Source organism: Paenibacillus lignilyticus (assembly GCF_017942085.1).
In the GTDB taxonomy this organism is placed as follows: domain Bacteria; phylum Bacillota; class Bacilli; order Paenibacillales; family Paenibacillaceae; genus Paenibacillus_Z; species Paenibacillus_Z lignilyticus.
Genome location: NZ_JAGKSP010000016.1, coordinates 105,897 through 130,891, shown reverse-complemented (window position 1 = coordinate 130,891; position 24,995 = coordinate 105,897). Strand labels below are relative to the sequence as shown.

General features: G+C 53.7%; 23 protein-coding genes and 2 riboswitches. Of the genes, 20 read left to right on the top strand and 3 right to left on the bottom strand.

The features are described 5' to 3' along the window. The first annotated feature begins 27 nt into the window (after positions 1-27). From I8J30_RS26695 to I8J30_RS26675, 5 genes are all read left to right on the top strand, one after another. Positions 28-1,062 carry an alcohol dehydrogenase catalytic domain-containing protein gene (locus I8J30_RS26695; RefSeq protein ID WP_210663339.1) on the top strand — a complete coding sequence of 345 codons (1,035 nt, stop codon included), beginning with the start codon at positions 28-30 and terminating at the stop codon, positions 1,060-1,062. Beyond that, complete coding sequence (locus tag I8J30_RS26690; protein ID WP_210663337.1) at positions 1,059-2,054, top strand: Gfo/Idh/MocA family protein; 996 nt, start codon at positions 1,059-1,061, stop codon at positions 2,052-2,054. Before I8J30_RS26695 ends, I8J30_RS26690 begins: the two co-directional genes overlap by 4 nt. A 112-nt stretch (positions 2,055-2,166) precedes the next feature. Then, positions 2,167-2,313 carry a hypothetical protein gene (locus I8J30_RS26685; protein WP_210663335.1) on the top strand — a complete coding sequence of 49 codons (147 nt, stop codon included), beginning with the start codon at positions 2,167-2,169 and terminating at the stop codon, positions 2,311-2,313. Between the two features lie 31 nt (positions 2,314-2,344). Then, complete coding sequence (locus I8J30_RS26680) at positions 2,345-2,515, top strand: hypothetical protein (protein ID WP_210663333.1); 171 nt, start codon at positions 2,345-2,347, stop codon at positions 2,513-2,515. 128 nt (positions 2,516-2,643) lie between these two features. Continuing rightward, positions 2,644-2,744, top strand: a riboswitch (purine riboswitch). Between the two features lie 134 nt (positions 2,745-2,878). Then, positions 2,879-4,273 carry an NCS2 family permease gene (locus tag I8J30_RS26675; protein WP_091224092.1) on the top strand — a complete coding sequence of 465 codons (1,395 nt, stop codon included), beginning with the start codon at positions 2,879-2,881 and terminating at the stop codon, positions 4,271-4,273. A gap of 53 nt (positions 4,274-4,326) precedes the next feature. Here I8J30_RS26675 and I8J30_RS26670 read toward each other — a convergent pair whose 3' ends face one another. Genes I8J30_RS26670 through I8J30_RS26660 form a run of 3 tightly spaced genes read right to left on the bottom strand, consistent with a single transcriptional unit; the run spans position 4,327 to position 6,714 of the window. After that, positions 4,327-4,989: a TetR/AcrR family transcriptional regulator gene (locus I8J30_RS26670; protein WP_210663330.1), complete on the bottom strand. Its 663-nt coding sequence runs from the start codon at positions 4,987-4,989 to the stop codon at positions 4,327-4,329. A 30-nt stretch (positions 4,990-5,019) separates the two neighbouring features. Continuing rightward, positions 5,020-5,817 (bottom strand): ABC transporter permease subunit, encoded by a 798-nt coding sequence (locus I8J30_RS26665; RefSeq protein WP_210663328.1) that lies wholly within the window; start codon positions 5,815-5,817, stop codon positions 5,020-5,022. Between the two features lie 12 nt (positions 5,818-5,829). Beyond that, positions 5,830-6,714 (bottom strand): ABC transporter ATP-binding protein, encoded by an 885-nt coding sequence (locus I8J30_RS26660; protein ID WP_210663327.1) that lies wholly within the window; start codon positions 6,712-6,714, stop codon positions 5,830-5,832. 367 nt (positions 6,715-7,081) lie between these two features. After that, a riboswitch (purine riboswitch) is annotated at positions 7,082-7,182 on the top strand. Positions 7,183-7,390: 208 nt separating this feature from the next. Here I8J30_RS26660 and purE point away from each other — a divergent pair. The 15 genes from purE (at position 7,391) to I8J30_RS26585 (ending at position 24,983) form a co-directional block, all read left to right on the top strand. Further along, the gene (purE, locus tag I8J30_RS26655; RefSeq protein WP_090978892.1) at positions 7,391-7,876 is read left to right on the top strand and encodes a 5-(carboxyamino)imidazole ribonucleotide mutase; all 486 of its coding nucleotides are present in this window, start codon (positions 7,391-7,393) and stop codon (positions 7,874-7,876) included. After that, complete coding sequence (purK, locus tag I8J30_RS26650; protein WP_210663324.1) at positions 7,873-9,048, top strand: 5-(carboxyamino)imidazole ribonucleotide synthase; 1,176 nt, start codon at positions 7,873-7,875, stop codon at positions 9,046-9,048. Before purE ends, purK begins: the two co-directional genes overlap by 4 nt. A gap of 6 nt (positions 9,049-9,054) precedes the next feature. Then, a complete protein-coding gene (gene purB, locus I8J30_RS26645; RefSeq protein ID WP_091224087.1) occupies positions 9,055-10,350 on the top strand; it encodes an adenylosuccinate lyase in 1,296 nt (431 codons plus the stop codon). A gap of 286 nt (positions 10,351-10,636) precedes the next feature. After that, positions 10,637-11,527, top strand: coding sequence for a phosphoribosylaminoimidazolesuccinocarboxamide synthase (locus I8J30_RS26640; RefSeq protein WP_210663323.1), 891 nt, complete (start codon positions 10,637-10,639; stop codon positions 11,525-11,527). 314 nt (positions 11,528-11,841) lie between these two features. Continuing rightward, positions 11,842-12,084: a phosphoribosylformylglycinamidine synthase subunit PurS gene (gene purS, locus I8J30_RS26635; RefSeq protein ID WP_090978904.1), complete on the top strand. Its 243-nt coding sequence runs from the start codon at positions 11,842-11,844 to the stop codon at positions 12,082-12,084. Between the two features lie 3 nt (positions 12,085-12,087). Next, complete coding sequence (gene purQ / locus I8J30_RS26630; protein WP_210663321.1) at positions 12,088-12,783, top strand: phosphoribosylformylglycinamidine synthase subunit PurQ; 696 nt, start codon at positions 12,088-12,090, stop codon at positions 12,781-12,783. After that, positions 12,761-15,004 carry a phosphoribosylformylglycinamidine synthase subunit PurL gene (gene purL / locus I8J30_RS26625; protein WP_210663319.1) on the top strand — a complete coding sequence of 748 codons (2,244 nt, stop codon included), beginning with the start codon at positions 12,761-12,763 and terminating at the stop codon, positions 15,002-15,004. The genes purQ and purL overlap by 23 nt, the downstream gene beginning before the upstream one ends. Continuing rightward, on the top strand, positions 14,989-16,467 hold the full coding sequence (gene purF / locus I8J30_RS26620; RefSeq protein WP_091224083.1) for an amidophosphoribosyltransferase: 1,479 nt from the start codon (positions 14,989-14,991) through the stop codon (positions 16,465-16,467). The genes purL and purF overlap by 16 nt, the downstream gene beginning before the upstream one ends. A 110-nt stretch (positions 16,468-16,577) precedes the next feature. After that, positions 16,578-17,621 (top strand): phosphoribosylformylglycinamidine cyclo-ligase, encoded by a 1,044-nt coding sequence (gene purM / locus I8J30_RS26615; protein ID WP_210663317.1) that lies wholly within the window; start codon positions 16,578-16,580, stop codon positions 17,619-17,621. Beyond that, a complete protein-coding gene (gene purN / locus I8J30_RS26610; RefSeq protein ID WP_210663315.1) occupies positions 17,621-18,232 on the top strand; it encodes a phosphoribosylglycinamide formyltransferase in 612 nt (203 codons plus the stop codon). Before purM ends, purN begins: the two co-directional genes overlap by 1 nt. Before the next feature lie 526 nt (positions 18,233-18,758). Further along, complete coding sequence (gene purH, locus I8J30_RS26605) at positions 18,759-20,306, top strand: bifunctional phosphoribosylaminoimidazolecarboxamide formyltransferase/IMP cyclohydrolase (RefSeq protein ID WP_210663313.1); 1,548 nt, start codon at positions 18,759-18,761, stop codon at positions 20,304-20,306. A gap of 31 nt (positions 20,307-20,337) precedes the next feature. Continuing rightward, positions 20,338-21,606 carry a phosphoribosylamine--glycine ligase gene (gene purD / locus I8J30_RS26600; protein ID WP_210663312.1) on the top strand — a complete coding sequence of 423 codons (1,269 nt, stop codon included), beginning with the start codon at positions 20,338-20,340 and terminating at the stop codon, positions 21,604-21,606. Between the two features lie 159 nt (positions 21,607-21,765). Further along, positions 21,766-22,179, top strand: coding sequence for a sugar-binding domain-containing protein (locus I8J30_RS26595; protein ID WP_338044955.1), 414 nt, complete (start codon positions 21,766-21,768; stop codon positions 22,177-22,179). A 427-nt stretch (positions 22,180-22,606) separates the two neighbouring features. Continuing rightward, on the top strand, positions 22,607-23,569 hold the full coding sequence (locus I8J30_RS26590; protein WP_210663310.1) for a polysaccharide deacetylase family protein: 963 nt from the start codon (positions 22,607-22,609) through the stop codon (positions 23,567-23,569). Positions 23,570-23,591: 22 nt separating this feature from the next. Continuing rightward, complete coding sequence (locus I8J30_RS26585; protein ID WP_210663307.1) at positions 23,592-24,983, top strand: hypothetical protein; 1,392 nt, start codon at positions 23,592-23,594, stop codon at positions 24,981-24,983. Positions 24,984-24,995: the final 12 nt, after the last annotated feature.

Sequence of the window (24,995 nt, the reverse complement as noted above, 5' to 3'; positions counted from 1 at the left end):
TTGCGGTCTAGAGGAGGAGATTTGACAATGGAAAACACAAGCGTAATTGGCACGATGACGGTCCCGGTCTTTGCAGGTGGAGGACGAATCGAATACGGAGAAAAGGAAATTCCGGTGCCCGGTCCCGGGCAATTGCTCCTGAAGGTGAAAGCGAACGCTTTATGCGGTTCAGACCGCGGACAGTTCGAGCACGGAACAAGCGTCGTGCCGGGCCATGAGGCTGCCGGCGTTGTTATTGCTGCGGGAGCGGGCACAGCCGTTCGCGAAGGCGCGCATGGCGTTGTTTTTCTCATGGATTTCTGCGGATCATGCCGGAATTGCAAGTCCGGATTCTCCAATTTGTGTCTGAGCAAGCGTGCGGATTACGGGTTCTCGCATGATGGCGGTTATGCCCCTTATATGCTGGTGAACGAAAACGTCTTTTTTGAAATGGATCCCTCCATCCCGATGGCCGAAGCGACGATGCTGCTGGATATTATGGGAACGGGCGGGCATGCCGTCAACCGCGGCCTTCAAGTGCTTCCGCATATCGGATCGGCCGTTATAGCCGGTGCCGGCCCAATCGGACTTGGCGTTCTGGCGATGATCAAATTGCTGCTTGGTGAGGAGACGCCTGTATTCATCATGGATTTCAACGAATACCGCCTCCAATTGGCCGAGAAGATGGGGGCCATTCCGGTATATCTTGCTCGTGAGAGCGTTCGTGAGCGGCTCGATGCGATGCAGTTCGAGGGTGTCGATCTGGCCGTAGATACAAGCGGCCGAACAGTGGCGCGCCAAGCTGCGCTAAACTGTCTGAACAAGCCCGGCGCACTCGTATGTGTAGGGCATGGCGAAGAGTTGCATTTGAATGTATCCGGCGACCTGATCGCGACGGAGCGGACGGTGCTTGGCAGCGAGTATTTCCAGTACAAGGATTTGCAGGATAATCATGAACGGCTCTTAGCGAATTTGCCTTACCTTCAGCAAATCATTACGCATCGATTCCCGCAGAGCAGACTCCAAGAAGCCTATGAACTGTTCTTCCGGGGCGATACCGGAAAGGTGATTATCGAACAATGAGTGATACGCGAAAGGTGAAAGTAGCGTTAGTCGGCACAGGCGGCTGGGGAAGGCAGCATGCCAGAATTTTCGACGCGCATGAGAACGTTGCGTTCTGCGCGCTGGTTGGGCGAAATCCGGAGAAAACGAGGGAGCGTGCTGAACAGTTTCACACTACGGCTTATTCGGATCTTGCCGTTATGCTGGAGAAGGAGCAGCCTGACTTGGTCAGCCTATGTCTGCCGAATCAGGGGCATTTCGAAACGACGCTTCAGGTCATTCAGGCAGGCGTGCCGCTATTTGTGGAAAAGCCCTTGGTCTTCTCCTTGCGAGAAGCGGATATTCTGTTGAACGAAGCGGATAAGCGAGGGTTGTTCTTTGCCATCAACTTCAATCATCGTTACGCCAAGCCGGTTCAATTGGCACGCGAAGCGATCGACGCGGGACGGCTCGGGCAATTGGCTTTCGCATCCTGGCGCTTCGGCGGAGAGGGATCAAGCACTCACCCGCATGCCAATCTTATCGAGACGCAATGCCATGGCTTCGATATGCTGGAGCATCTGTGCGGTCCTATTGAAGCGGTGTCAGCGGAGATGTCCGACTTAACCCAAGCGGGCTTCAGGACCCTTGCCCTTGCATTGAAATTCAGCAGCGGCGCGGTTGGCACACTCATTGGAACTTACGATTCGTCTTACGCGTATCCGGACACGCATCGATTGGAACTCGACGGTACCAAAGGACGGGGCGTGATTCACGATACGGTCAAGAAGTATACGTTCCATCCTTCGGGAAGCGAGCTTGGGGAGACCTGGGAAGCGGGATACTTTAATGACGCCGATCGCCAGTTCCATCTGACGATGGATAAACATGTGGATGCCATGCTGGCGGCGTTCATGGCCGGGCACCAGCCTCCGATTCATGCCGCTGCCGGATATCGCGCTTTAGCGGTCGCGGATGCGGCGATTAGATCGTTCGAGAGCGGCAGACGAGTGAAGGTGGATGCGGCTCGTTAACCGCGGATGGGTAGTCGCCTCACAAAATTTCGCCCCCCAAGGCAGGAGCCTACGCGGCTAATGCCCTTAGCGCATAGGCTACTAGCAGTTAACGAAACAAGGGGTAATCCAAATGGCGAGAGCAACAACGACCAAAGATGAGTTGAACGAATTATCTGCTGACGACCTTGCTTTGTGGGCGGCGATCATTCTGGTTGTCGGGGATCTAGTCGGGTTGCTTGCAGTGTTGAAAGCCAGAACCGAGAAACAGGAATTATAAGGATCATCCGGAAAGAAGGAGCGTTGCGCTAATGCCGGAACAAAAGAAGATAACAGCTGACGATCTCGCGAAAATTTCCTCTTCTCTTGGTATTCTTGGATATAGCATAGGGCTGCTTGCACTTGAAAAAGCGGATTCGGAAAAACGAAATAAAGCGAAAATGTCGGCAGCGATCAAGCAGTTGATGAAACGATTTCATTAGTATCGCAGTGGACGAGCAAGCGCCCGGAAAGGCGCTTTTTCGCTTTATAAGGACAATTACCTAATTTGCAAACGTTTCCCATTGACAGGCTCAGGATTTCCTCGCTAAAATGTTCACAGATCAATACAAACAGAAACAGCATATCTTTTCGTATAATCTCAAGAATCGGCTTGAGAGTCTCTACGAGGTCACCGTAAATGACCTGTCTACGAGAAGCAAGACAGAAGCAAGGCGCTGATGGGTCAAGTCGCGCTTTCTTGTCTTGTTTTGCGTGGAACCTAGGGAGAAATGCCGACAACATCGGCATTTTTTTTCTGGGTTCTTGTTTGTTCTGAAACATTTTTTGGGGAGGGTTTTTGAAAAATGGGTAGTTTCTTTCGGTTGAAGGAACACGGAACAAATGTAAGGACAGAGATTATGGCGGGCCTTACGACTTTCATGACGATGGCTTACATTTTGGCCGTCAATCCGGGTATTCTCGGAACTGCAGGACTTGACGGGTATTCGGTATTTTTGGCGACGGCATTAGCCGGCGGTATTTTCACGATTGCGATGGGATTGTTTGCGAACTTCCCGGTTGCGCTCGCGCCGGGTATGGGACTTAACGCGTACTTCGCGGCAACGGTGCTTGCTTCCAAAGCAACAGACACACCGATTTCACCTTCAATGGCACTAACGGCTGTCTTTATCTCGGGTATTGTGTTCTTCATCCTAACGATTACGCAAGTTCGTCAGCTGCTGATTGTAGCGATTCCTGACAGCTTGAAACACGCGATTACAGTAGGTATCGGTTTGTTCATCACGATCATCGGCTTGAAAAACAGCGGGATTATGACGATCGGCGTTGAAAACACGGTTACGGATATTCCGAAAGGCGTATTCACAGATGTACTGGGCTTTGAGTCCGTGTTCCACATGGGCAGCCTGGAGAATTCCAGCGTGTACCTGACGCTGATCGGCGTATTGCTGATCGCGATTCTGATGGTGCTGCGCGTGCCGGGCGCGATTCTGTTCGGTATTCTGGGCGTTACGATCATCGCGATTCTGACCGGAGATGTGAACGTATCGGAAGGCCTCAAAGGTCAATCGTGGAGCCCTGATTTCAGCAAAGGCAACTTCTGGGACTTCGACTTCAAAGGCGTTATGGACACCGGCTTGATCTCCATCATCGCAACGTTCACATTCGTGGAATTGTTCGATACATTCGGAACGCTTGTGGGTACGGCGAACCGCGCAGGCTACATGAAAGACCCTGAGAAGGGCAAGAAGCTCGTCGGTAAAGCAATGCTTGTGGATGCAGTCGGCGTAAGCGGCGGCGCAATGCTCGGTACGAGTACGGTAACGGCATTCGTTGAAAGCTCCGCGGGTATCGCGCAAGGCGGACGTACGGGTCTTACTGCGGTAACGACGGGCGTTGCCTTCTTGGCAGCGTTGTTCCTGTGGCCGCTTATCTCGTTGATCCCGGGCTCTGCAACGGCAGCGGCACTGATCATCGTAGGCGTGCTGATGGTGCAATCGATCAAAGAAATCGACTTCCAAGACATGGTTTACGCCATTCCATCCTTCTTGACAGTCGCAATGATGCCTTTCACGTACAACATCGCGAACGGGATTTCCTTCGGTATCGTGTCGTACGTCGTACTTGCAACAACAGCTAATCTAGCCGGCAAAAAAGGCGGCTACAAAGTGCACTGGCTCATGTGGGTGCTTGCGATTCTTATCGTGGCACGCTACGCGTTTATCGGAAGCCAAGGCTAATAGAAATCAAGAAGAGGACGGCGCGAATCTGCGCTGTCCTCTTTTGTTATCCCTCACTGTGAAGGCTGCCGGTATACCCCGTATTTGATCATATCGATAAACGTATCAATTTCTTCAATAAGCTTCTTCTCTATGATAACGGGAGCGAGAGCGTGCGTCTTATGAAGCTGCAAATATTTGTTCGACAGGGCATTCAAGACGAAGGTGACGTGGTTGAAAACCGCATCGGCGTCCAGCCCATCCCTCAGCGGCGCGGCGTCCAGAAGCTCGGCTTTATAGATGGACCTTAGCATGGCAGGCGTCGTGAACGTCTTCTGATACGCTTCGATCAGCTTCTCGATCTCGGCTTGAACGGCCTTCGGCGGATGGCTGATGACACGCTGCACAAGCTCGGTTTCGTGAAAATAATGCAAGGTCACGCGCTGCTTCGCCAGCACGATCTCCTTGATGTGATCGAAGAAATCGACTGCGCCGATCGCTTCCACCGCGGTAACGGTTTTCTCCACCAACACATCCATCGCATGCTGGACCACGGCGAGGAAGAGGTTCTTTTTGCTTTTGAAATAGTGAAATAAAATGCCTTTCGAAATGCCGGCTCTCGCCGTAATCGTATCCGTGGAGGTGTTTGTGTAGCCGTTCTTGGCAAACTCCTCGATACAAATCGTCATGATGAGCTCCTGTTTCTCTTCAGGAAGCTTCGCGAATGCGGGGTACACGGCAAAACACCTCAGTTCTGTTCAAGACCGCTAAACGGTGATGTCTTTTCTACTATAATACCAGTAAGCGGACAAGGCGCAACAAACGATAACGACGGCCATAATGGCGATGTACAGCGGATCGAAATACCGGTCGGTAATGATGGCGGCGGCTTCGGCATATTTAAAGGGACTCATGTATTTGAACCAAGTGAAATGGTCGGAGACGCCCGAGATAATGCTGAAGAAATACGTAATGAACACAAGCCCGAGCGAGAGGGACACGACGGAACGGTTCCTTCTCAATATCGTCGAGAACAAGAATGAGACGCTTGCGAAAGTCAAATGCATGAGCAGGACGGCCGATTCCAGCAGGAAGAATGTAGACAGTTCAACATCGTTGTCCTTCGAGAATTGAAATCCAAGCAGGCTGGCAGCCACAATGACCACATTAAAAAGCAGGATGTTGATGACAACGGCGCCAAGCTTCTGCGTGATGATCTGTGATCTCGTAATCGGCCTTGAGAGCAGGAATTCGATCGTCTTCTCATGCTGCTCCTTCACGACAATATTGGAAGCCGATAAGGATGCGAAAATACTGCCCAGCAAGGTCGTCATCAAATGGATCTCGATCCCATAAAATCCGAGCAAGGAGCTCAAATTCAGCCGATCCATGCCAAAAGCTTTCTTCATCGCGTCGGGAAGGGTGCTCATCATATCGTCCAGCCCTTCCTGCTGCTTCGCGAATTCCGGGTAAATGCTTAAATATAAGAGGATGATACCGGCCATAATAATACTCCATATGATCAATCCCCGAAGATTCCGTTTGAATTCTCTTCCAAGAAGCATAATTCGGCCTCCTTATTCTTTCTCATAATAATGAATGAATACTTCCTCAAGCGAAGGCTCTTCAATCAAAATATCCGTGAAGGCGCAATCCGCCAAGCCTTGAATGAGTGCTTTCATATCGCCGCCGTACAGCAGCTTCACGTGGGATCCGCTCGTTTCTTGCTTAATAATGCCGCTTAATTGCGGAAGGCCGATGGCTTCAGGGCGGTTTGCAGTCAGGGTAATATTCTTCAGGTTGTTCTTCAGCAGCTGCTCGACGGATTCCACTTTAATAAGCGCTCCCTCTTTGATAATGGCGACCCGGTCGCACATCTTCTGCACCTCGCTCAGAATGTGGGAAGAGAAGAAGACGGTCGTGCCATTCCCGCGCTCTTCCGCGAGCAGCTCGAAGAACGTATTCTGCATAAGAGGGTCGAGGCCGCCGGTCGGTTCATCCAGTATGAGCAGCTTCGGTCTGTGCACCAGTGCTTGCACGATGCCGACCTTCTTGCGATTGCCGAAGGAGAGATCTTCAATCTTGCGGGAGAGATCCAGATCAAGCCGCTCGGCCAGCTCGACGATCCGCTTCGATTCCGTTTGGCCGTAGAAGGCTGCTGAATACTTGAGCAGGTCGATAACCTTCATGTCGTCATAATAAAATACTTCCGAAGGCAAATACCCGACTTGGCGGCGGATGGCCTTGGCATCCTTCACGATGTCCATTCCCAGAATCGAGGCGCTGCCCGAGGTAGGGAAGACGAAGTTAAGCAGCGTGCGGATGGCGGTACTCTTGCCGGCTCCGTTTGGTCCGATGAACCCAAACACCTCGCCTTCTCCGATCGCAAAGGTTACATCGGATATGCCGCGGCTCTTGCCGTACGTTTTCGTCAACTGACGAAGTTCGACGATTGCTTTCACGCTTGGAGCCTCCTATCGTTTAACAGGTTAATGAATTGCGTTGACTGATGAGTCAATGTGATTGTAATCCCATATTGACTCGTGAGTCAATGAGTTTTTTGTGCGTTCGCGAGGCGGGTTTTAGGTGGCTCATCGACTTAAAAAGGACGCGATATTTGTCGGTTTTTGTAGGAAAGCGGAATGAGAGTATGAGGTCGGTAATGGTCCGAATAACCAACAAGATCACAAAATGTTCAAAACAATTCATGAAAATTGCAAAAACTAGGTAAAACACGAACTTTATGAAGTTTATTTGAATTTAATGTTCGTGTTTTTTCGTTGACATTCTGCGTCGGGATTGATAAACTAGGGATAGCGAAAAACGAATAAATACTTGCCGTGCAAGACTCGTATATCCTTGGGGATTAGGCCCGAGAGTATCTACCCGAGAACCTTAATTTTCGGACTACGAGCCCATGCAGTTGAAGAACCAGGTTGCCGCCTTGACGGGGCAGCCTGATGTTGTCTATTGCCGTTCCTGTCTACTGGTATGACAGGGCAGCGTAGAGCTACATCTTTCACTGCTGGACTTGTAAGTCCCGAAGCCATCCATGTTGTGGAGCCTGTGCTGAGGGACTTTTTTTGTGGCTTGTACAGTAATCCGATTCCTTCATCAGACAAAGGTGGTTATAAGCAAATGTCAGCAAAAGTCGGCGTCATCATGGGCAGCAAGTCAGACTGGGAGACTATGAAGCTAGCCTGTGACGTTCTGGACGAGTTACAAATCCCCTATGAGAAGAAGGTTGTTTCGGCTCACCGGACACCGGACCTTATGTTCCAATACGCAGAAACGGCAGTAGAACGCGGCTTGAAGGTTATTATCGCGGGTGCCGGCGGAGCTGCACATTTGCCCGGCATGGTCGCTGCGAAGACGATCCTGCCGGTTATTGGCGTGCCCGTGAAGTCTTCGAATTTGAACGGACTTGATTCGCTGCTATCCATCGTGCAGATGCCGGGCGGCATTCCGGTCGCAACGGTTGCGATCGGCAACGCCGGCGGCACGAACGCGGGATTGCTTGCCGCACAGATGCTTGGCGCATTCGATCCGGATGTACAAGCCCGCGTGCTAGCTCGCCGCGAACGGATTGAGCAGGAAGTGCTCGAAAGCAGTGAAACGCTATGAGCAGCGGCTTGGCGGGTAAAGACGTGAAGGTGATTTTGCCTGGATCGACGGTTGGCATTCTGGGCGGCGGCCAGCTTGGCCGAATGATGGCGAATGCAGGCAGCGCCATGGGGTATCGGTTCGTGGCACTGGATCCTACGCCGGATGCGCCTACCGGACAAGTTGCCGGTCAAATCGTAGCGGCGTATGACAATCGCGATGCGGCCCGCGAGCTGGCGGAGCGCTCGGATGTCATCACATATGAGTTCGAGAACGTCGATGCCGGCGTTGCGGCTATGCTGATGGAGGAATCGTACGTGCCGCAAGGCAGCGAGCTGCTCTATACGACGCAGCATCGGCTTCGTGAGAAGCGGGCGATTGAAGCAGCGGGCGTGAAGGTGGCGCCATATGCCGAGGTGCGAAGCGCGGATGAGCTCCGCGAGGCGGTAGGCCGCTTCGGCCTGCCTTGCGTGCTGAAGACCGCTATGGGCGGCTATGACGGCAAAGGCCAATGGGTCATCCGCAGCGAAGCCGAAATCGATGAAGCGTTCGAAACGCTGAATCGTGCCGGCACCGAGCTCGTGCTGGAGCAGTTCATTCGCTTCCGGAAGGAGCTGTCGGTCATTGCGGCAAGAAGCCCGCAGGGAGAGATTCGCACGTTCCCGGCGGCGGAGAACATTCACGTCGATAATATCCTGCATCTGTCGATCGTGCCTGCACGAATCGATGAAGAACTTCAGCGGGAAGCGGAGCGGCTTGCTGCACGAATCGCTGAAGGGCTTGGCGCTGTTGGTTTGATCGCGGTGGAGCTGTTCTTGACGGAGGACGGAGAATTGTTCGTCAACGAGCTTGCGCCGCGTCCGCATAACAGCGGCCATTATACGATGGAAGCTTGCCGGACATCGCAGTTCGAGCAGCATGTGCGCGCCGTATGCGGTTTGCCGCTTGGCGACACGGCACTTCTGTCGCCGGTTGTTATGGTGAACGTGCTCGGCGAGCACGTAGAGCCGCTGCTGGAGTTGATTGCGAAGCAAGATGAGAATGCGGAACGTTTGGGCGTAGCGCCTAAAATTCATTTATATGGGAAACATGAAGCCAAACATAAACGGAAAATGGGTCATGTCAACGTGCTTGCATCGGATGTAGAGCAGGCGCTGGCATGGATTTCCGAAACCAACATTTGGAGGGTTTAATTCACGATGTTAGAACGTTACAGCAGACCGGAAATGAGAGCGATTTGGACAGAAGAGAACAAATTCAAGGCATGGCTGGAGGTTGAGCTTTGCGCATGCGAGGCTTGGGTGGAGCTTGGCGTTATCCCGCGCGAGGATGTTGAAGCGCTGCGCAAAGGCGCAACGTTCAATATCGACCGCATCAACGAGATCGAGCTTGAAACGCGCCATGACGTTATCGCGTTCACGCGTGCGGTATCCGAGACAGTGGGACCTGAGCGCAAATGGGTTCATTACGGCCTGACTTCCACGGACGTTGTTGATACGGCGATGGGTTACCTCCTTCTTCAAGCGAACACGATCTTGGAGAAAGACATTACGAACTTCATTGAAATTTTACGCGGCCAAGCGGTTGCTTATAAAGATACAGCGATGATGGGACGTACGCATGGCGTGCACGCGGAGCCGACGACGTTCGGTTTGAAGCTTGCCCTCTGGTACGAAGAGATGAAGCGTAACCTGGAGCGTTTCCGCCATGCGGCTAACGGCGTACAGTTCGGCAAAATCTCCGGTGCAGTCGGCACTTACGCGAACATCGATCCTTTTGTAGAAGAATTCACTTGCAAGAAGCTTGGCATTACGCCTGCTCCGATCTCGACGCAAACGCTGCAGCGTGACCGTCATGCCGAGTACATCGGCGCATTGGCATTGATCGCGACTTCGCTCGATAAGTTCGCTACGGAAATCCGCGCTCTGCAGAAGAGCGAGTTCCGTGAAGTGGAAGAGCCGTTCGCGAAAGGTCAGAAGGGTTCATCCGCAATGCCGCACAAACGCAACCCGATCGGCTGCGAGAACATCTCCGGTCTGTCCCGTGTAATCCGCGGCCATATGCTGACGGCATACGAGAACGTTGTGCTGTGGCATGAGCGCGACATCAGCCACTCATCGGCTGAACGCGTGATTTTGCCGGATTCCACGATGCTGCTCAACTACATGCTGAACCGTCTGGGCAACATCATCAAGAACCTTCAGGTGTTCCCTGAGAACATGAAACGCAATATGCAGCGTACGTTCGGCGTGCCGTTCTCCGGCCGCGTCATGACGAAGCTGATCGATAAAGGCATGAGCCGCGAGCAAGCGTACGACACGGTACAGCCGCGCGCGATGCAAGCATGGGAAGAGCAGCGCCAATTCCGCGACATCATCGAATCGACGCCTGAGATTACGGCTCACTTGTCCGCTGATGAAATCGCGGACGCGTTTAACCCGGCTTGGCACCTTAAACACGTGGATACCATTTTCAGACGGCTTGAGTTGATTTAAGGATTAAAAGCATGACTGCGCATGAGAAAACATCTTTCGATCGCTGTTGTACCTTGGATTTCTTTGAACTATAAGGAATTATAGGTTGAAATCCTTGTACAAAGGCGCAAATGATATGCGTAGTTTGACAACGCATATCATTTCGCCAAGGCGAACGCTTAAGGTGATTGGTTTGCGTTCACGTCGCGAGACGGGAATGCAGCATTCACCTTGACGCTTCTACAGATTGTTTTCTCCTGCTCCGTCACAAACCTTAACAAACAATAAGCCCAAAGGAGAGAGAGAAATGACACAAGCGTTGTCCACGGCTGTGGATTATGTGAAGGCGCCGCTGCTGTATAAAGGCAAGGTGCGTGAGCTTTATGATCTTGGCGAGCATTATCTCATTGTGGTAACGGACCGCATCAGCGCGTTTGACTATGTGCTTGATCCGGCTGTACCGGAGAAAGGCAACGTGCTGAATCGTTTGTCGGCTTTCTGGTTCGATCAAACGGCGGCTATGATGCCGAATCATATTGTTCACACGGACGTGTACAAGCTTGGCGATCTCGTAACGGAGCCCGAGCTTCTGAAAAACCGCATCATGGTTTCCAAGAAAGCCGAGCGCATCGATATCGAATGTGTCGTTCGCGGCTATATCACCGGCGGCGGTTGGAGACAATATGTGAAAACATCGGCAATTAACGGCATCGAGCTGCCGGAAGGTCTGCGCAAGAACGAGCGTTTTGCAGCGCCGCTGTTTACGCCGGCTGCGAAGAACGACGTTGGCCATGACGAGGACATCCCGTTCGAGCGGATGCAAGAGATGGTCGGCGCCGAGCTGGCGGAAGAGCTTCGCGATAAGAGCATTGCGCTGTACGAATATGCGCGCGGCTTCTGCGAAGAGCGCGGCATCATTTTGGCGGATTGCAAGTTCGAGTTCGGCCTTATAGATGGTAAAGTCATTCTCATCGACGAAATCTTCACCCCGGATTCCTCGCGTTTCTGGGCGAAAGACAACTATGCCTACGACATCGAAATCGACAGCATGGACAAAGAACCGGTACGCACCTACCTGCTCGGCTCCGACTGGGACCGCGACAGCAAACCGGCTCCGCTCCCGCAAGCCGTCGTAGAAGAAACAACCAACCGCTACCTGGCGATCTACAAAGCGCTAACAGGCGAAGCACTGGTCTAGTAACCAAAAACCCGCGAGCCAAGCACAGATGGCTCGCACTATATAAATCAGGCGACGCAAGCGGCGGCGGATAGCCCCGCGAAGCGAGCCCAGGATGCTCCCAGAGCATCCTGCGAAAGGTCTACCCAGGATGGGCGAAGCAAATGCGGGATTCTCGAACGAAGAGCGATAGCGATCGCCTTTGAACGTAGGAAACTACCGCAGGTCATTGTTCAAAGTTTCCGTGCGTTCAACAGCGACGGAGTCGAGAACTCCCAGCATTTGCGCAGCGCTCCCATCCCACATCTCACATTTTCCAGGAGGCGACCCCCCAAATGAAGGCTAAAGTTTACGTAACGATCAAACAAAACGTGCTTGACCCGCAAGGCAGCGCTGTTCAAGGCGCGCTGCACACGATGGGCTTCGAGGAAGTCGGCAAAGTCCGCATCGGCAAATATTTGGAACTGAACCTAGATACTACGGATCGTGCAGAAGCGGAAGCTCGTCTGAAAGCGATGTGTGAGAAGCTGCTGGCGAACACAGTAGTGGAAGACTACCGTTTTGAATTGGAGGGCTAAACGATGAAGTTCGCGGTTATCGTTTTTCCGGGCTCCAACTGTGATATCGACTGCTTCAAAGCAGTAGAAGATACAATCGGCCAGCAAGTCGAATACGTATGGCATACGGCTACGGATCTTTCCGCGTATGATGCGATTCTCGTTCCGGGCGGATTCTCCTACGGAGACTACCTTCGCTGCGGCGCGATCGCTCGTTTTGCGCCGGTTATGAACGAAGTGGTAAAAGCAGCTGAGGCGGGCAAGTTCATTCTCGGCATCTGCAACGGGTTCCAAATCCTCACGGAGGCGGGCCTGCTGCCGGGCGCACTGCGCCGCAACAACGGCATGAAATTCATCTGCCAGCAAACCCAGCTGGAAGTCGTGAACAACGCTACAGCATTCACTAGCCAGTACAGTGCCGGCGAAATTATCGATATTCCGATCGCGCACGGCGAAGGCAACTACTACTGCGACGACGAAACGCTCGCGCAGCTCAAAGCAAACAACCAAATTGTGTTCCGTTATGCGGGTAACACGAACCCGAACGGTTCCATTGACAATATCGCGGGAATCAGCAATGAGCGCGGCAACGTGGTCGGCATGATGCCGCATCCGGAGCGCGCGGTTGATCAACTGCTTGGCTCGGAAGACGGCAAACGGATGTTTACATCGATTTTGAATGCTTGGAGGGAACAAAATGGCGCAGCAGTTAACAGCTAAAGAACCGACAGCGGAACAAATTGCGGATCAACGCATTTATACGCAGTTCGGTGTGACGGATCATGAATATGAACTGGTTTGCGGTTTTCTGGGACGCAAGCCGAACTATACGGAAATCGGCGTTTTCAGTGTTATGTGGTCGGAGCATTGTTCCTACAAGAACTCGAAGAAAATCCTGAAGAAGTTCCCGATCACCGGACCGAAGGTATTGATGGGTCCCGGCGAGGGCGCGGGTATCGTCGATATCGGCGACAACCAAGCGGTCGTTTTCAAAATCGAATCGCATAACCATCCGTCCGCGGTTGAGCCTTACCAAGGCGCAGCAACAGGCGTAGGCGGCATTATCCGCGACATTTTCTCCATGGGTGCTCGTCCGGTTGCGCTGCTGAACAGCCTGCGTTTCGGTAACCTTGAGAATCCGCGCGTTAAATATCTGTTCGAGCACGTAGTTGGCGGTATCGCTGGCTACGGTAACTGTATCGGGATTCCGACAGTTGCGGGCGAAGTGATGTTCGATGAAAGCTACGAAGGAAACCCGCTTGTTAACGCAATGTGCGTGGGTCTGATCGATCATGATAAAATCCAGCGCGGCGTGGCAAAAGGCGTAGGCAACCCGGTATTCTATGTCGGTCCTGCAACCGGCCGCGACGGTATTCACGGTGCGACATTCGCATCGGTTGAATTGTCCGAAGAGTCCGAAGAGAAACGTACCGCTGTCCAAGTAGGCGATCCATTCATGGAGAAGCTGGTTATGGAAGCGACACTTGAACTTATTGATTCCGGCATCGTAGTCGGTATTCAAGATATGGGAGCAGCGGGTCTGACTTGCTCCAGCGCGGAGATGGCGTCCAAAGCGGGTAACGGCTTGGAGCTGTACCTCGACGAGGTGCCGCAGCGCGAAGAAGGCATGACGCCTTACGAAATGATGCTGTCCGAGTCGCAGGAGCGTATGCTGTTCGTCGTTGAACCGCAGCATGAAGCGCAAGCGCAGGAAATTTTCGACCGTTGGGGCATTATCTGCGTGAAGGTTGGTAAAGTTACGGATGACGGCCGTCTGCGTCTGTTCCACCAAGGCGAAGAAGTGGCGAATATGCCGGTTAAAGCGCTCGTTGACGAGTGCCCAATGTACGACAAACCTTCCCAAGAGCCTGCATACTACGCGGCAAATGCGGCAATCGACACGACTGCTTATCCGGAAGTAACGGATCTGACAGGCGCACTGAAGCAAGTGCTGGCTTCGCCGACAGTGGCGAGCAAAGAGTGGGTTTACAACCAATACGACTACATGGTGCGCACAAGCACTGCCGTTCAACCGGGCTCCGATGCTGCGGTTGTGACGATTCGCGGAACGCGCAAAGCGCTTGCGATGACAACCGATTGCAACGGCCGCTATGTATACCTCGATCCTGAAGTAGGCGGACGTATCGCAGTAGCGGAAGCAGCGCGCAACATCGTATGTTCCGGTGCCGAGCCGCTCGCGATCACGGATAACCTGAATTTCGGCAGCCCGGAGAAACCGGAAGTGTTCTGGCAAATCGAGAAAGCGGCAGACGGTATTTCCGAAGCTTGCCGTACGCTGGATACGCCGGTAATCGGCGGTAACGTCAGCTTGTATAACGAGAACGCAAAAGGCGCGATTTACCCAACGCCGGTTATCGGTATGGTTGGACTCGTGCAAGACGTTGATCATATTACGACGCAAGGCTTCAAGGCGGAAGGCGATGTTATTTTCCTTGCCGGCGAAACGAAGCATGAGCTTGGCGGAAGCGAATTGCAATACGTGCTGCAAGGCAAGAGCGAAGGACGTCCTCCGCAAATTGACCTCGCAACAGAGAAGAAATTGCTTGATGGCGTGCTTGGCGCGATCCGCGAAGGTCTTGTCGCTTCGGCGCATGACTTGTCCGAGGGCGGCCTAGCGGTTGCGCTTGCGGAATCCGCAATCAGCGGCAAGCTCGGCGCTGAAGTGGACATTACGACAGACCTGCGTCCTGACGCTGCTTTGTTCAGCGAAACGCAATCCCGTATCTTACTTTCGGCGAAGCCGGAGCAAGCTCAAGCGCTGCAAAAGTACCTGACAGACAAAGGCGTACCGAACGCGGCACTCGGCGTCGTACGCACAAGCGGACTTGTTGTTACTGTTAATGGCAAACCGGGCATCAATGCACCGGTTGATCAACTGGAGAAGGTTTGGAAGGATGCGATTCCATGTCTGATGAAATAAAACAGCTGCCGAAGCTGTGGACAGGCGATCACTATAACGAAGGCATTGGCCGGGACGATATTTTTGATAAATTGCGCGAAGAGTGCGGAGTATTCGGGGTGTACGGCATCCCGGATGCCTGCTCCCTCGGTTACTACGGGCTGCACGCGCTGCAGCACCGCGGCGAAGAGAGCTCCGGCATGGCCGCAGTGGAATCGACAACCGGCAAGTTTACGTACCATCGGGGCATGGGTCTTGTCAAAGAAGTGTTCGACCAGGCAACGCTGGAAGGCCTTCCGGGCAACTGTGTCATCGGCCATGTGCGCTATTCGACTGCAGGGGAAAGCAAGCTCGCGAATGCGCAGCCGCTTGTCTTCAAATATCGTGACGGCGATCTCGCCGTCGCAACGAACGGAAATATCGTGAACGCGCCTTCGATCCGCAAGGAGCTGGAGAGCCAGGGCTCGATTTTCCAAACGACAAGCGATACCGAAGTTATTGCCCATCTGATTGCGCGCTCGAGCAAAGACTTCGTCAGCGCGGCAAAAGATGCGCTGCAGCGGATTATTGGCGGTTTTGCTTTTCTCATTATGACGAATGACAAGCTGCTTGTTGCCTCTGACGGCCATGGCCTTCGTCCACTCGTCATGGGTAAGCTGGACGGCGGTTATGTATTCGCTTCGGAGACCTGCGCGCTTGAAACTTGCGGCGCTGAATATGTACGCGACGTGCAGCCGGGCGAGCTGCTTGTGCTGGATAAGAACGGTCTGCGTGAGGATCGTTTCGAGAAGCTGGAGCGCCGCGCGACGTGTGCGATGGAATATATTTATTTTGCAAGACCGGATAGCGATATTAACGGAATCAACCTGCACTCGGCGCGTAAGCGCATGGGGCAGAAGCTGGCACTCGAAGCGTTCTTCGATGCCGATCTGGTAACGGGCGTACCGGATTCCAGTATTTCGGCAGCTATCGGGTATGCGGAGCAAACGGGCATTCCGTATGAGCTCGGTTTGATCAAGAACAAGTACACGGGCCGTACGTTCATTCAACCTTCCCAAGAGCTTCGTGAAAAAGGCGTCAAAATGAAGCTGTCCGCGGTTCGCAAAGTGGTGGAAGGCAAGCGCGTTGTCATGATCGATGATTCGATCGTGCGCGGTACGACGAGCCTTCGCATCGTCAACCTGCTTCGCGAAGCAGGCGCGACTGAGGTTCATGTGTGCATTACTTCGCCTCCGTTCAAGAACCCTTGCTACTACGGCATCGACACGCCTGACCGCAAGGAATTGATTGCTTCGCAGAAGACGGTTGAAGAAATTCGTCAGGCGATCAATGCGGATTCTTTATATTTCCTAAGCCATGAAGGCTTTATTGAAGCTGTCGGCGGTAACGACGGGGAATACAATCGCGGGATGTGCTTGGCTTGCTTCGATAATGATTACCCGACACCGGTGGATCCGACTTCGGAGAAAAGCTGCAGCTGTTAGAGTAAGGTGAAGGCAGCTGCCTGCGGCCGCTTTTTCACCTTGGGGTATGATCCGAAAGACAAACCTTGATCACCTAAGGTTTGATGAAATAATTCTAAGGAGTGACTATCGTGGCAGAAGCTTATAAAGAGGCCGGTGTTGATATCGCGGCTGGTAATGAAGCAGTCGAACGGATGAAGAAACACGTGAAGAAGACGTTCCGTCCGGAAGTATTGACGGATCTTGGCGGCTTCGGCGGTCTGTTTGGCCTTAATAAAGATAAGTACGAGGAGCCGGTATTGGTTTCGGGTACGGATGGTGTCGGTACGAAGCTGAAGGTTGCTTTTGCGATGGACAAGCATGACACGATCGGTATTGATGCGGTTGCGATGTGCGTGAACGACATTATCGTTCAAGGCGCGGAGCCGCTGTTCTTCCTTGATTACCTGGCTTGCGGCAAAGTAGAGCCTGCGAAGATCGAAGCGATCGTTAAAGGGATTTCCGACGGCTGCGTGCAGTCCGGCTGCGCTCTGATCGGCGGCGAAACGGCTGAAATGCCTGGTATGTACCAAGGCGACGAGTACGATATCGCTGGTTTTACAGTCGGCATCGTAGACAAGAAAAACATCATCGACGGCAAAACGATCGCACCTGGCGATGTCGTGCTTGGCCTCGCTTCGAGCGGTATCCACAGCAACGGCTTCTCCCTCGTTCGTCGGTTGCTGCTTGAGACAGCCGGTTACGGTCTTGGCGATGCATTGCCTGAGCTTGGCGGCAAAACGCTTGGCGAAGTGATCATCGAGCCGACTCGGATTTATGTGAAATCCGTTCTCGAGCTGATCAAACAGGTACAAGTTAAAGGGATGGCCCATATTACAGGCGGCGGATTCATTGAGAACATTCCGCGCGTTCTGCCTGAAGGCGTGAACGTAGAGATTGCTTACGGATCATGGCCGATTCAACCGATCTTCGGGCTGATGCAAGAGAAAGGCTCGATCACAAACCGCGATATGTTCACGACCTTCAACATGGGCGTGGGTATGGTCGTTGTCGTTCCTGCCGAACAAGCCGAAGACGCGCTGCGCATTGCGCGCGAGCTTGGCGAAGATGCCTACATCATCGGTAAAGTAACGGAAGGCAGCCGTGTAGTCACCTTTACGGGAGCTGACGTTTAATGGCCGGAATGCGCGTCGCCGTGTTTGCTTCGGGCTTCGGCTCGAACTTCGGGGCGCTCGTGGATGCGGCAAAAAACCAAAGGCTCGATGGCGCAAGCCTCGAGCTTCTTGTTTGTGATAAGCCGGAGGCGCCTGTCGTTGCGCGTGCGCGTGAGGCCGGCGTTGATGTTTTTGCGTTTCGGCCGAAGGAGTACGCTTCGCGTGAAGCGTACGAAACGGAGATTCTGGCGGAGCTGAAGAGACGCGGGATCGAGCTAATCGTACTGGCCGGCTATATGCGGATTCTGACGCCGGTGCTCGTTGAGCCGTTCTTCGGGCGGATGATCAACGTGCATCCGTCGCTGCTGCCCGCTTTTCCGGGCGTGAACGGGATTGGCCAGGCGCTGGCCTACGGCGTGAAGGTGACGGGGGTCACCGTTCACTACGTGGACGGCGGCCTGGACAGCGGCCCGATCATCGCGCAGCGCACAGTCGAGGTCGCGGACGGCGACACGCTGGAGACGCTCGCGCCGCGGATCCACGCAGCGGAGCAGGCGCTGCTCCCATGGGTCGTCTCGCGCATCGCCGCCGGGGCGGTCGCGATCGACGGCCGGCACGTGAGCGTGAAGTAGATCGAGTTGGTAAAGGTCATCTCGGTAGCTACATTGGCGGAAAAGTGGTGTGGTTGTGCGGATGTAGATCATCTGGAGAGCTACATGGTTGGGAAACTGGTGTGGCTGAGCGGATGTAGATCATCTGGGTAGCTACATGGGTGGGAAACTGGTGTGGTTGAGCGGATGTAGATCATCTGGGTAGCTACATTGGCGGAAAAGTGGTGTGGTTGTGCGGATGTAGATCATCTGGAGAGCTACATTGGCGGAAAACTAGTGTGGTTGAGTTAAGAAGGGTACTAGTTACCGCATACACGACGAATCAAGCCCAAGAGCAGCACTCAGAGCAACGCTTGAGCGGACCATATCAAAGCGTGAGTAAGTTTCAACATATAGATGCAAGTTTTTGCTGCAAGGTGCGTGCTCCGACGGAGCTGCGCGCAAGGGTTTATGCTTTCGAAGCTGGCGTTTAGCTTACGAAGCAAGGGTTTGCTTACAATAGGCGTGCTCCATCGGAGCGGCGCAAAAACTTTTAGGAGGTTCTATTTTGACCATTCGCAGAGCACTTATTAGCGTATCGGATAAGACGGGGATTGTGGAGTTTTCGCGGGCATTGGCTGGACTGGGCGTGCAAATTATTTCGACGGGCGGTACGGCGAGCCTGCTGGAGAAGGAAGGCGTTCCGGTTATCGGGATTTCCGATGTAACGGGCTTTCCCGAGATTTTGGACGGTCGCGTAAAAACGCTGCACCCTGCCGTACACAGCGGCCTGCTTGCTGTTCGCGATGACGAAGAGCATCAGAAAGCGATGCAAGAGCTTGGCCTCGACTACATCGACCTGGTTGTCGTGAACCTGTATCCTTTTGCAGCCACGATTGCTAAACCGGATGTATCCTACGAGGATGCGATCGAGAACATCGACATCGGCGGTCCGACCATGCTTCGTTCGGCAGCGAAGAACCACGCTTTCGTAACCGTTGTCGTAGACGCGGCAGACTACCAAACCGTGCTCGAAGAAGTGAAAGCGCAAGGCGACACGATGCTTGAGACTCGTAAGAGCCTCGCAGCGAAAGTGTTCCGCCACACCGGCGCTTACGATGCGCTTATCTCGGACTACCTCTCGAAGCTGCAAGGCAATCCGCTTCCGGAGAGCTACACGGTGACTTACGAGAAAGTGCAGGATCTGCGTTATGGCGAGAACCCGCATCAGAAAGCGGCGTTCTATCGCAAGCCGCTGGCATCCGCGGGCAACATCACGACGGCTGAGCAGCTGCACGGCAAAGAGCTCTCCTACAACAATATCAACGACGCTAACGCGGCGCTTGCCATTGTAAAAGAATTCAACGAACCGGCTGTCGTAGCGGTCAAACATATGAACCCTTGCGGCGTGGGCATCGGCAGCGACATCCACGAAGCGTACCAGAAAGCATACGCAGCAGATCCAACTTCGATCTTCGGCGGCATTGTGGCGGCTAACCGTACAATCGGCGTGGAGACCGCTAAACTGCTGAGCGAGATTTTCCTGGAGATCGTTATTGCCCCGGACTTCACGCCTGAGGCGCTTGAAGTGCTGACGAAGAAGAAGAACATCCGCCTGATGAAGCTCGGCGAAATCCAAGCGGCCAGCGAGCGCAAGCCGGAATGGCTCGTAACAAGCGTAGACGGCGGCATGCTCGTGCAAGAGAGCGACGTTCACAGCCTAACGGAAGCGGACATCCAAGTCGTGACGAACCGCAAGCCAACAGAAGAAGAGCTGAAGCAGCTGCTATTCGGTTGGAAAGTCGTGAAGCATGTGAAATCGAACGCGATCCTTCTGGCATCGGACGACATGACGGTAGGCGTAGGCGCCGGTCAAATGAACCGCGTCGGCGCAGCACGCATCGCGATCGAGCAAGCAGGCGACAAAGCACAAGGCGCCGTTCTTGCTTCCGACGCGTTCTTCCCGATGGGCGACACGCTGGAGCTGGCTGCGAAAGCCGGCATTACAGCGGTTATTCAACCGGGCGGTTCGATCAAGGATGAGGAATCGATCGCAGTAGCGAATGCGCATAACATTGCGATGGTGCTGACAGGCGTTCGTCATTTTAAACACTAGTACAGGCTTGGCATAAAAGGAGGGGTTTCCTTTGCGGATTATGGTCATCGGCGGCGGCGGGCGTGAGCACGCGATCGTCTGGGCGCTGAATAAGAGCGATAAAGTAAGCAAGATTTTCTGTGCGCCGGGCAACGCAGGTATTGCGGAGCTGGCAGAATGCGCGCCAATTCCGGTTAACCGGTTTGACGAGCTCATTCAGTTTGCATGCGATAACGCGGTGGATCTGGTCTTCGTAGGACCGGATGATCCGCTTGCGGACGGGATCGTCGACGCTTTCGAAGCGCGCAATATTCCGGTATACGGACCTCGCAAGAATGCGGCTGAAATCGAAGGCAGCAAAATCTTCATGAAGAATTTGCTGAAGAAGTACGAGATTCCGACAGCGAAATACGAGACGTTCACCGATTACGAGACGGCACTGGCTTACTTGCGTGAGCAAGAGCTGCCGATCGTGGTAAAGGCTGACGGCCTCGCGGCAGGTAAAGGCGTAACGGTCGCGGCAACGTTGGAAGAAGCCGAAGAAGCGCTCCACGGCATGATGGTGGGCAAAGTGTTCGGCGAATCCGGCGGACGCGTCGTGATTGAAGAATTCCTGTCCGGACAAGAGATGTCGATTCTGGCATTTGTGGATGGCGAAACGGTGCGCGCAATGGTGCCGGCTCAAGATCACAAGCCTGTCTACGACAACGACAAAGGACCAAATACAGGCGGTATGGGCACGTATTCTCCGCTGCCGCATATCGATCCGGCTATCGTGGAAGAGTCCATCGAGAACATCATCAAGCCGACGGCTCGGGCAATGGTCAGCGAAGGTCGTCCGTTCCGCGGCGTCCTGTTCGCAGGGTTAATGATTACGAAGGACGGCCCTAAGACGATTGAGTTCAACGCACGGATGGGCGATCCGGAAACGCAAGTTGTCCTGCCTCGCCTTAAGACCGACCTGCTCGATATCGTGCTCGCTTCGCTGAACGGACGTCTCGACCAGCTTGAGATCGAGTGGAGCGACGAAGCTGCGGTATGCGTCATTGCCGCATCCGAAGGTTACCCGGCAGCCTATCCGAAGGGCCTTCCGATCTCAGGCCTGGATGCTGCAATAGCGCAAGGCGCGCTCGTGTTCCACGCCGGAACGGCACTGTCTGCCGAAGGCGAGATCGTCACGAACGGCGGACGCGTGCTCGGCATCGTCGGCCGTGGCGGCGATATCGCGGAAGCGCGCGCGAAGGCGTACGAAGCGGCGGCTGCGATTCATTTTGACGGCATGCACTGCCGGACCGATATTGCGGCGAAAGCGCTGAAATAGTGAGCAACAAAGCAACATCTAGCAAAGAGTTGTCCATCACCGGACAACTCTTTTTTTTTCGTTTTCACGGATGATTTCGCACACCATTCCTTCACAAATTCAGGTATGATTTGAAGTGAATGGTTTTATTGGCGGCTATGTCAGGCATCTATTCTTGCGGTGAAAGCGGGCGGAGCCGGCAGCCTAACGGATTGCGAGAAAGGTGAGGAAAGCCGGTGGCAGCAGATCGCATTTACGGATAAGAAATCCGGCGTCTCGGTAGCCCCGGGTGAGTGGGAGTCGGTTAACCTGCCCCATGATTGGCTCGTGGAAGAGGAGTTCTCGAAGGACGGACCGCTGGAGCGCGGCTACAAAAAATCCGGCGTCGGCTGTTACCGCAAAATGGTCGAAATTCCGGCCGCCGATGAGGGCAAGAAGATCATCATCGAGTTTGATGGCGTTATGCGGCACAGCAGCGTATGGGTGAACGGTCATTTTGTCGGCACGCATCCGAGCGGCAGCGTTCCTTTCTTTTACGATATTACGGATATCGTTCGTTATGGCGATGAAGGACGCGCGGAAGAGTCGCTGTGAGGGCAACACATTTGCTGGATTGGTGCAGAGACGGCGGATGGTAAGAGTGGCTCTGTGAGCAACACATGTTTAGAATCAGTTAACAAAACGGCAACGGCAAGGTTACTCTGAGGGTAACCTTGCCGTTTTTGCGCCTAAGTGCGGTAACAGATACCGCAAATGGAGCGGGATCATCGGAATCGTGCGAAAGAGCGGTAACCAGTACCGCACATGGAGCGATGCGAGCGACACCGGCGCTCGAGCAAACAGAAAAGACCGCCTCAAAAGCTGCGTGCGCTTTTGAGGCGGTCTTTTTGCATATTTGCAACCTACCAGAGTTTTGGAGGAGGTCCATAGTTTGGCATGTGGCGTGTTACTTGTTTGTAACTACTAAGTCGCCTAAATCTACTAGCATAGGTAGTAGAAGAAGTGCGAGAGGATTGGTAGGATGCGACAGCTGCGAGAATTGCGACATCGGAGAAGATTAGCCTCATTGATTGTGGTTACGCTAATGATAGGCCTATTGTCGACCAGCTGCGGACTGAGCAAGGATGAATTGGCGGGAGCCGCTCATCCATCGCTTCCTCCGGGGCAAAGTAACAGCGACACGGGAACAAACGACGGCAGCGGCAAAGGCAATTCGGGGTCCGGATCCCATGCGGACGACAATCACGCCGGATCACCGCCAGGCCAAACCGTTGCGCTGCTGCATCCGCAGCCGCCTGCTATAACGATTGAGCCGCCCGTTATGCTGGATCAACCGACCGAGCAGAACACGGATTTTCTTTCGCCACAAGGCGCGAAGCTGGTTGCCTTAACCTTTGACGACGGGCCGGACGGTCATCACACGCCGGCTATACTCGATATTTTGAAAGCCAAGAAGATACATGCCACTTTCTTTACGGTAGGAACCCAAGTGAAAAGGTACGGCAAAGTCATGAGACGCATTCGCGATGAGGGCAGCGAGATCGGCAATCACAGCTATGCGCATAAGGATTTGTCAAAGCTTGACAGCAACCCTATTTTGAATCAAATTAAATGGACGGACGAATTAATTAATAAACAGATCGGATATGTGCCCCGCTTGGTCAGAGCGCCGTATGGTGCTACCTCGCCGTTATTGAAGCAGATTGTAAAAGATAACGGACGCGAGCTGATCGGCTGGACGGTCGATACGCGCGATTGGGCGGGCAGCTCGGTTGCGGAAATGCGGGCTAACGTGAATAAGAACACGCATCCCGGCGGCATTATTTTGATGCATTCTTTCGGAAGCAAACATGTCAGCAATACGGTAGAACTTCTGCCGCTCATCATTAAGGATCTGCAAAACAAAGGCTATACCTTCGTTACCGTGAGTGAGCTGCTGGCTGCCAAAGCACATAGCAATCATGCCAAGACGAAGCAAGGCTGACAGTGCGGAAGGAGCACGAGGGATGAACATATCGCAATGGATGAAACATACCGCTGTTCTGGTTGGCACCTTGCTCTGCTTCTTGGCGGTAACGGGCTGTCAGTACAGCGCCACGCCGGCTGATCTGCTGCTTAATCCAAGGTCAACGCCGGAGAACGCCGAGCTGGCTGCTGCCATTCGCGATCATCTCCCGGCGAGAGCCAAGCTGTCGCTGGCCATGCAAGAGCGGTCGAATTCGGCCGTGGTCAAAATGGATGCGGACGGCGATGGGAAGCAGGAGGCTTTTGTCATCTATTCGGATGAGAGCGGTACGGAGCACGTGATGGTGCTGAAGCGCAGCGCGGATATCGGCTGGCAGCAGTGGTTTTCGTTCGCCGAAACATCCAGCTACGGGATCGATGTCCTGCGCACGGTGGATTTGGACCGGGACGGGGAACCTGAGGTGCTGATCGGGTGGAATCAATACGGGGAGCCGCAGCATATTTTGACCCTGTATCATGTGCCTTCGACCAGCGGAATCGTAGCACCCAAGCCGATTGCGGAGCTGCCTTACGATACGTTTGGACTCGGGGATGCGGAAGGCGACGGACACGACGAGATTGCTTTAATTCAGCTGCAGCGTCAGAAGCTGACGGCCTCGATTGGGATCTATCATTTTGCGGGGGATCGTGCGACGAAGATGGCTTCCGCCCCGCTCGACGGCTCGGTAAACGAATATTTGCAGGTGAAGCTTGGCAAAATCGCAAAGGATCAATATGGCGTGCTCGCAGATGCCGCGATTGGCGCGAACTCTTCCATGACGACCATGTATGCCTGGAAAGCAGGCAAGCTGATTCCGATCTATCCGCCTAAACAAGCCGGCGACGAGAATGTGCAGATCAATGCGACCATGCAGCTAAGCGACGATGGCAACGGGGATGGGATTCTGGACGTGATCGAGCTTCGGGAAGCGCCCGGTCAATCTGAAGGGGTCGCTTATAGTGACCTGCTCTGGATTCAGCAATATAAGCAGTGGAACGGTGTCGATGGGTTTGACGTCGTTGGCGAACAATATGTGGATACGAATCGGTCCTATGCGCTGACGCTGCCGATGGATTGGAGTCAGTACACATTCCGAAGACTAACGGATGGAAACAGCGACGATGTTGCGCTTGACCGCTTCGAGGAGGAAACGAATCGGCGCGAGGAGATTTTGTCGCTGCGCGTGATCCCGATTGCGGAGTGGAACGAGAAGGAACAACAGCTGCAAGAGGAAGGGAGCCGCTTCGAGCAGCTTGGCAGCGGAAGCGGGCTTGTTTATGTAGCGATATGGCATGCTCCGCTTATTAAGGAAGATGGAGCGAAGCCAAGCGGCATCTTCCCGCCGGACGAGGCGACGATGCGCAAGCTCTTCAAGCTGTTGCCGGAAGAATAGGTCTGAGTAAAG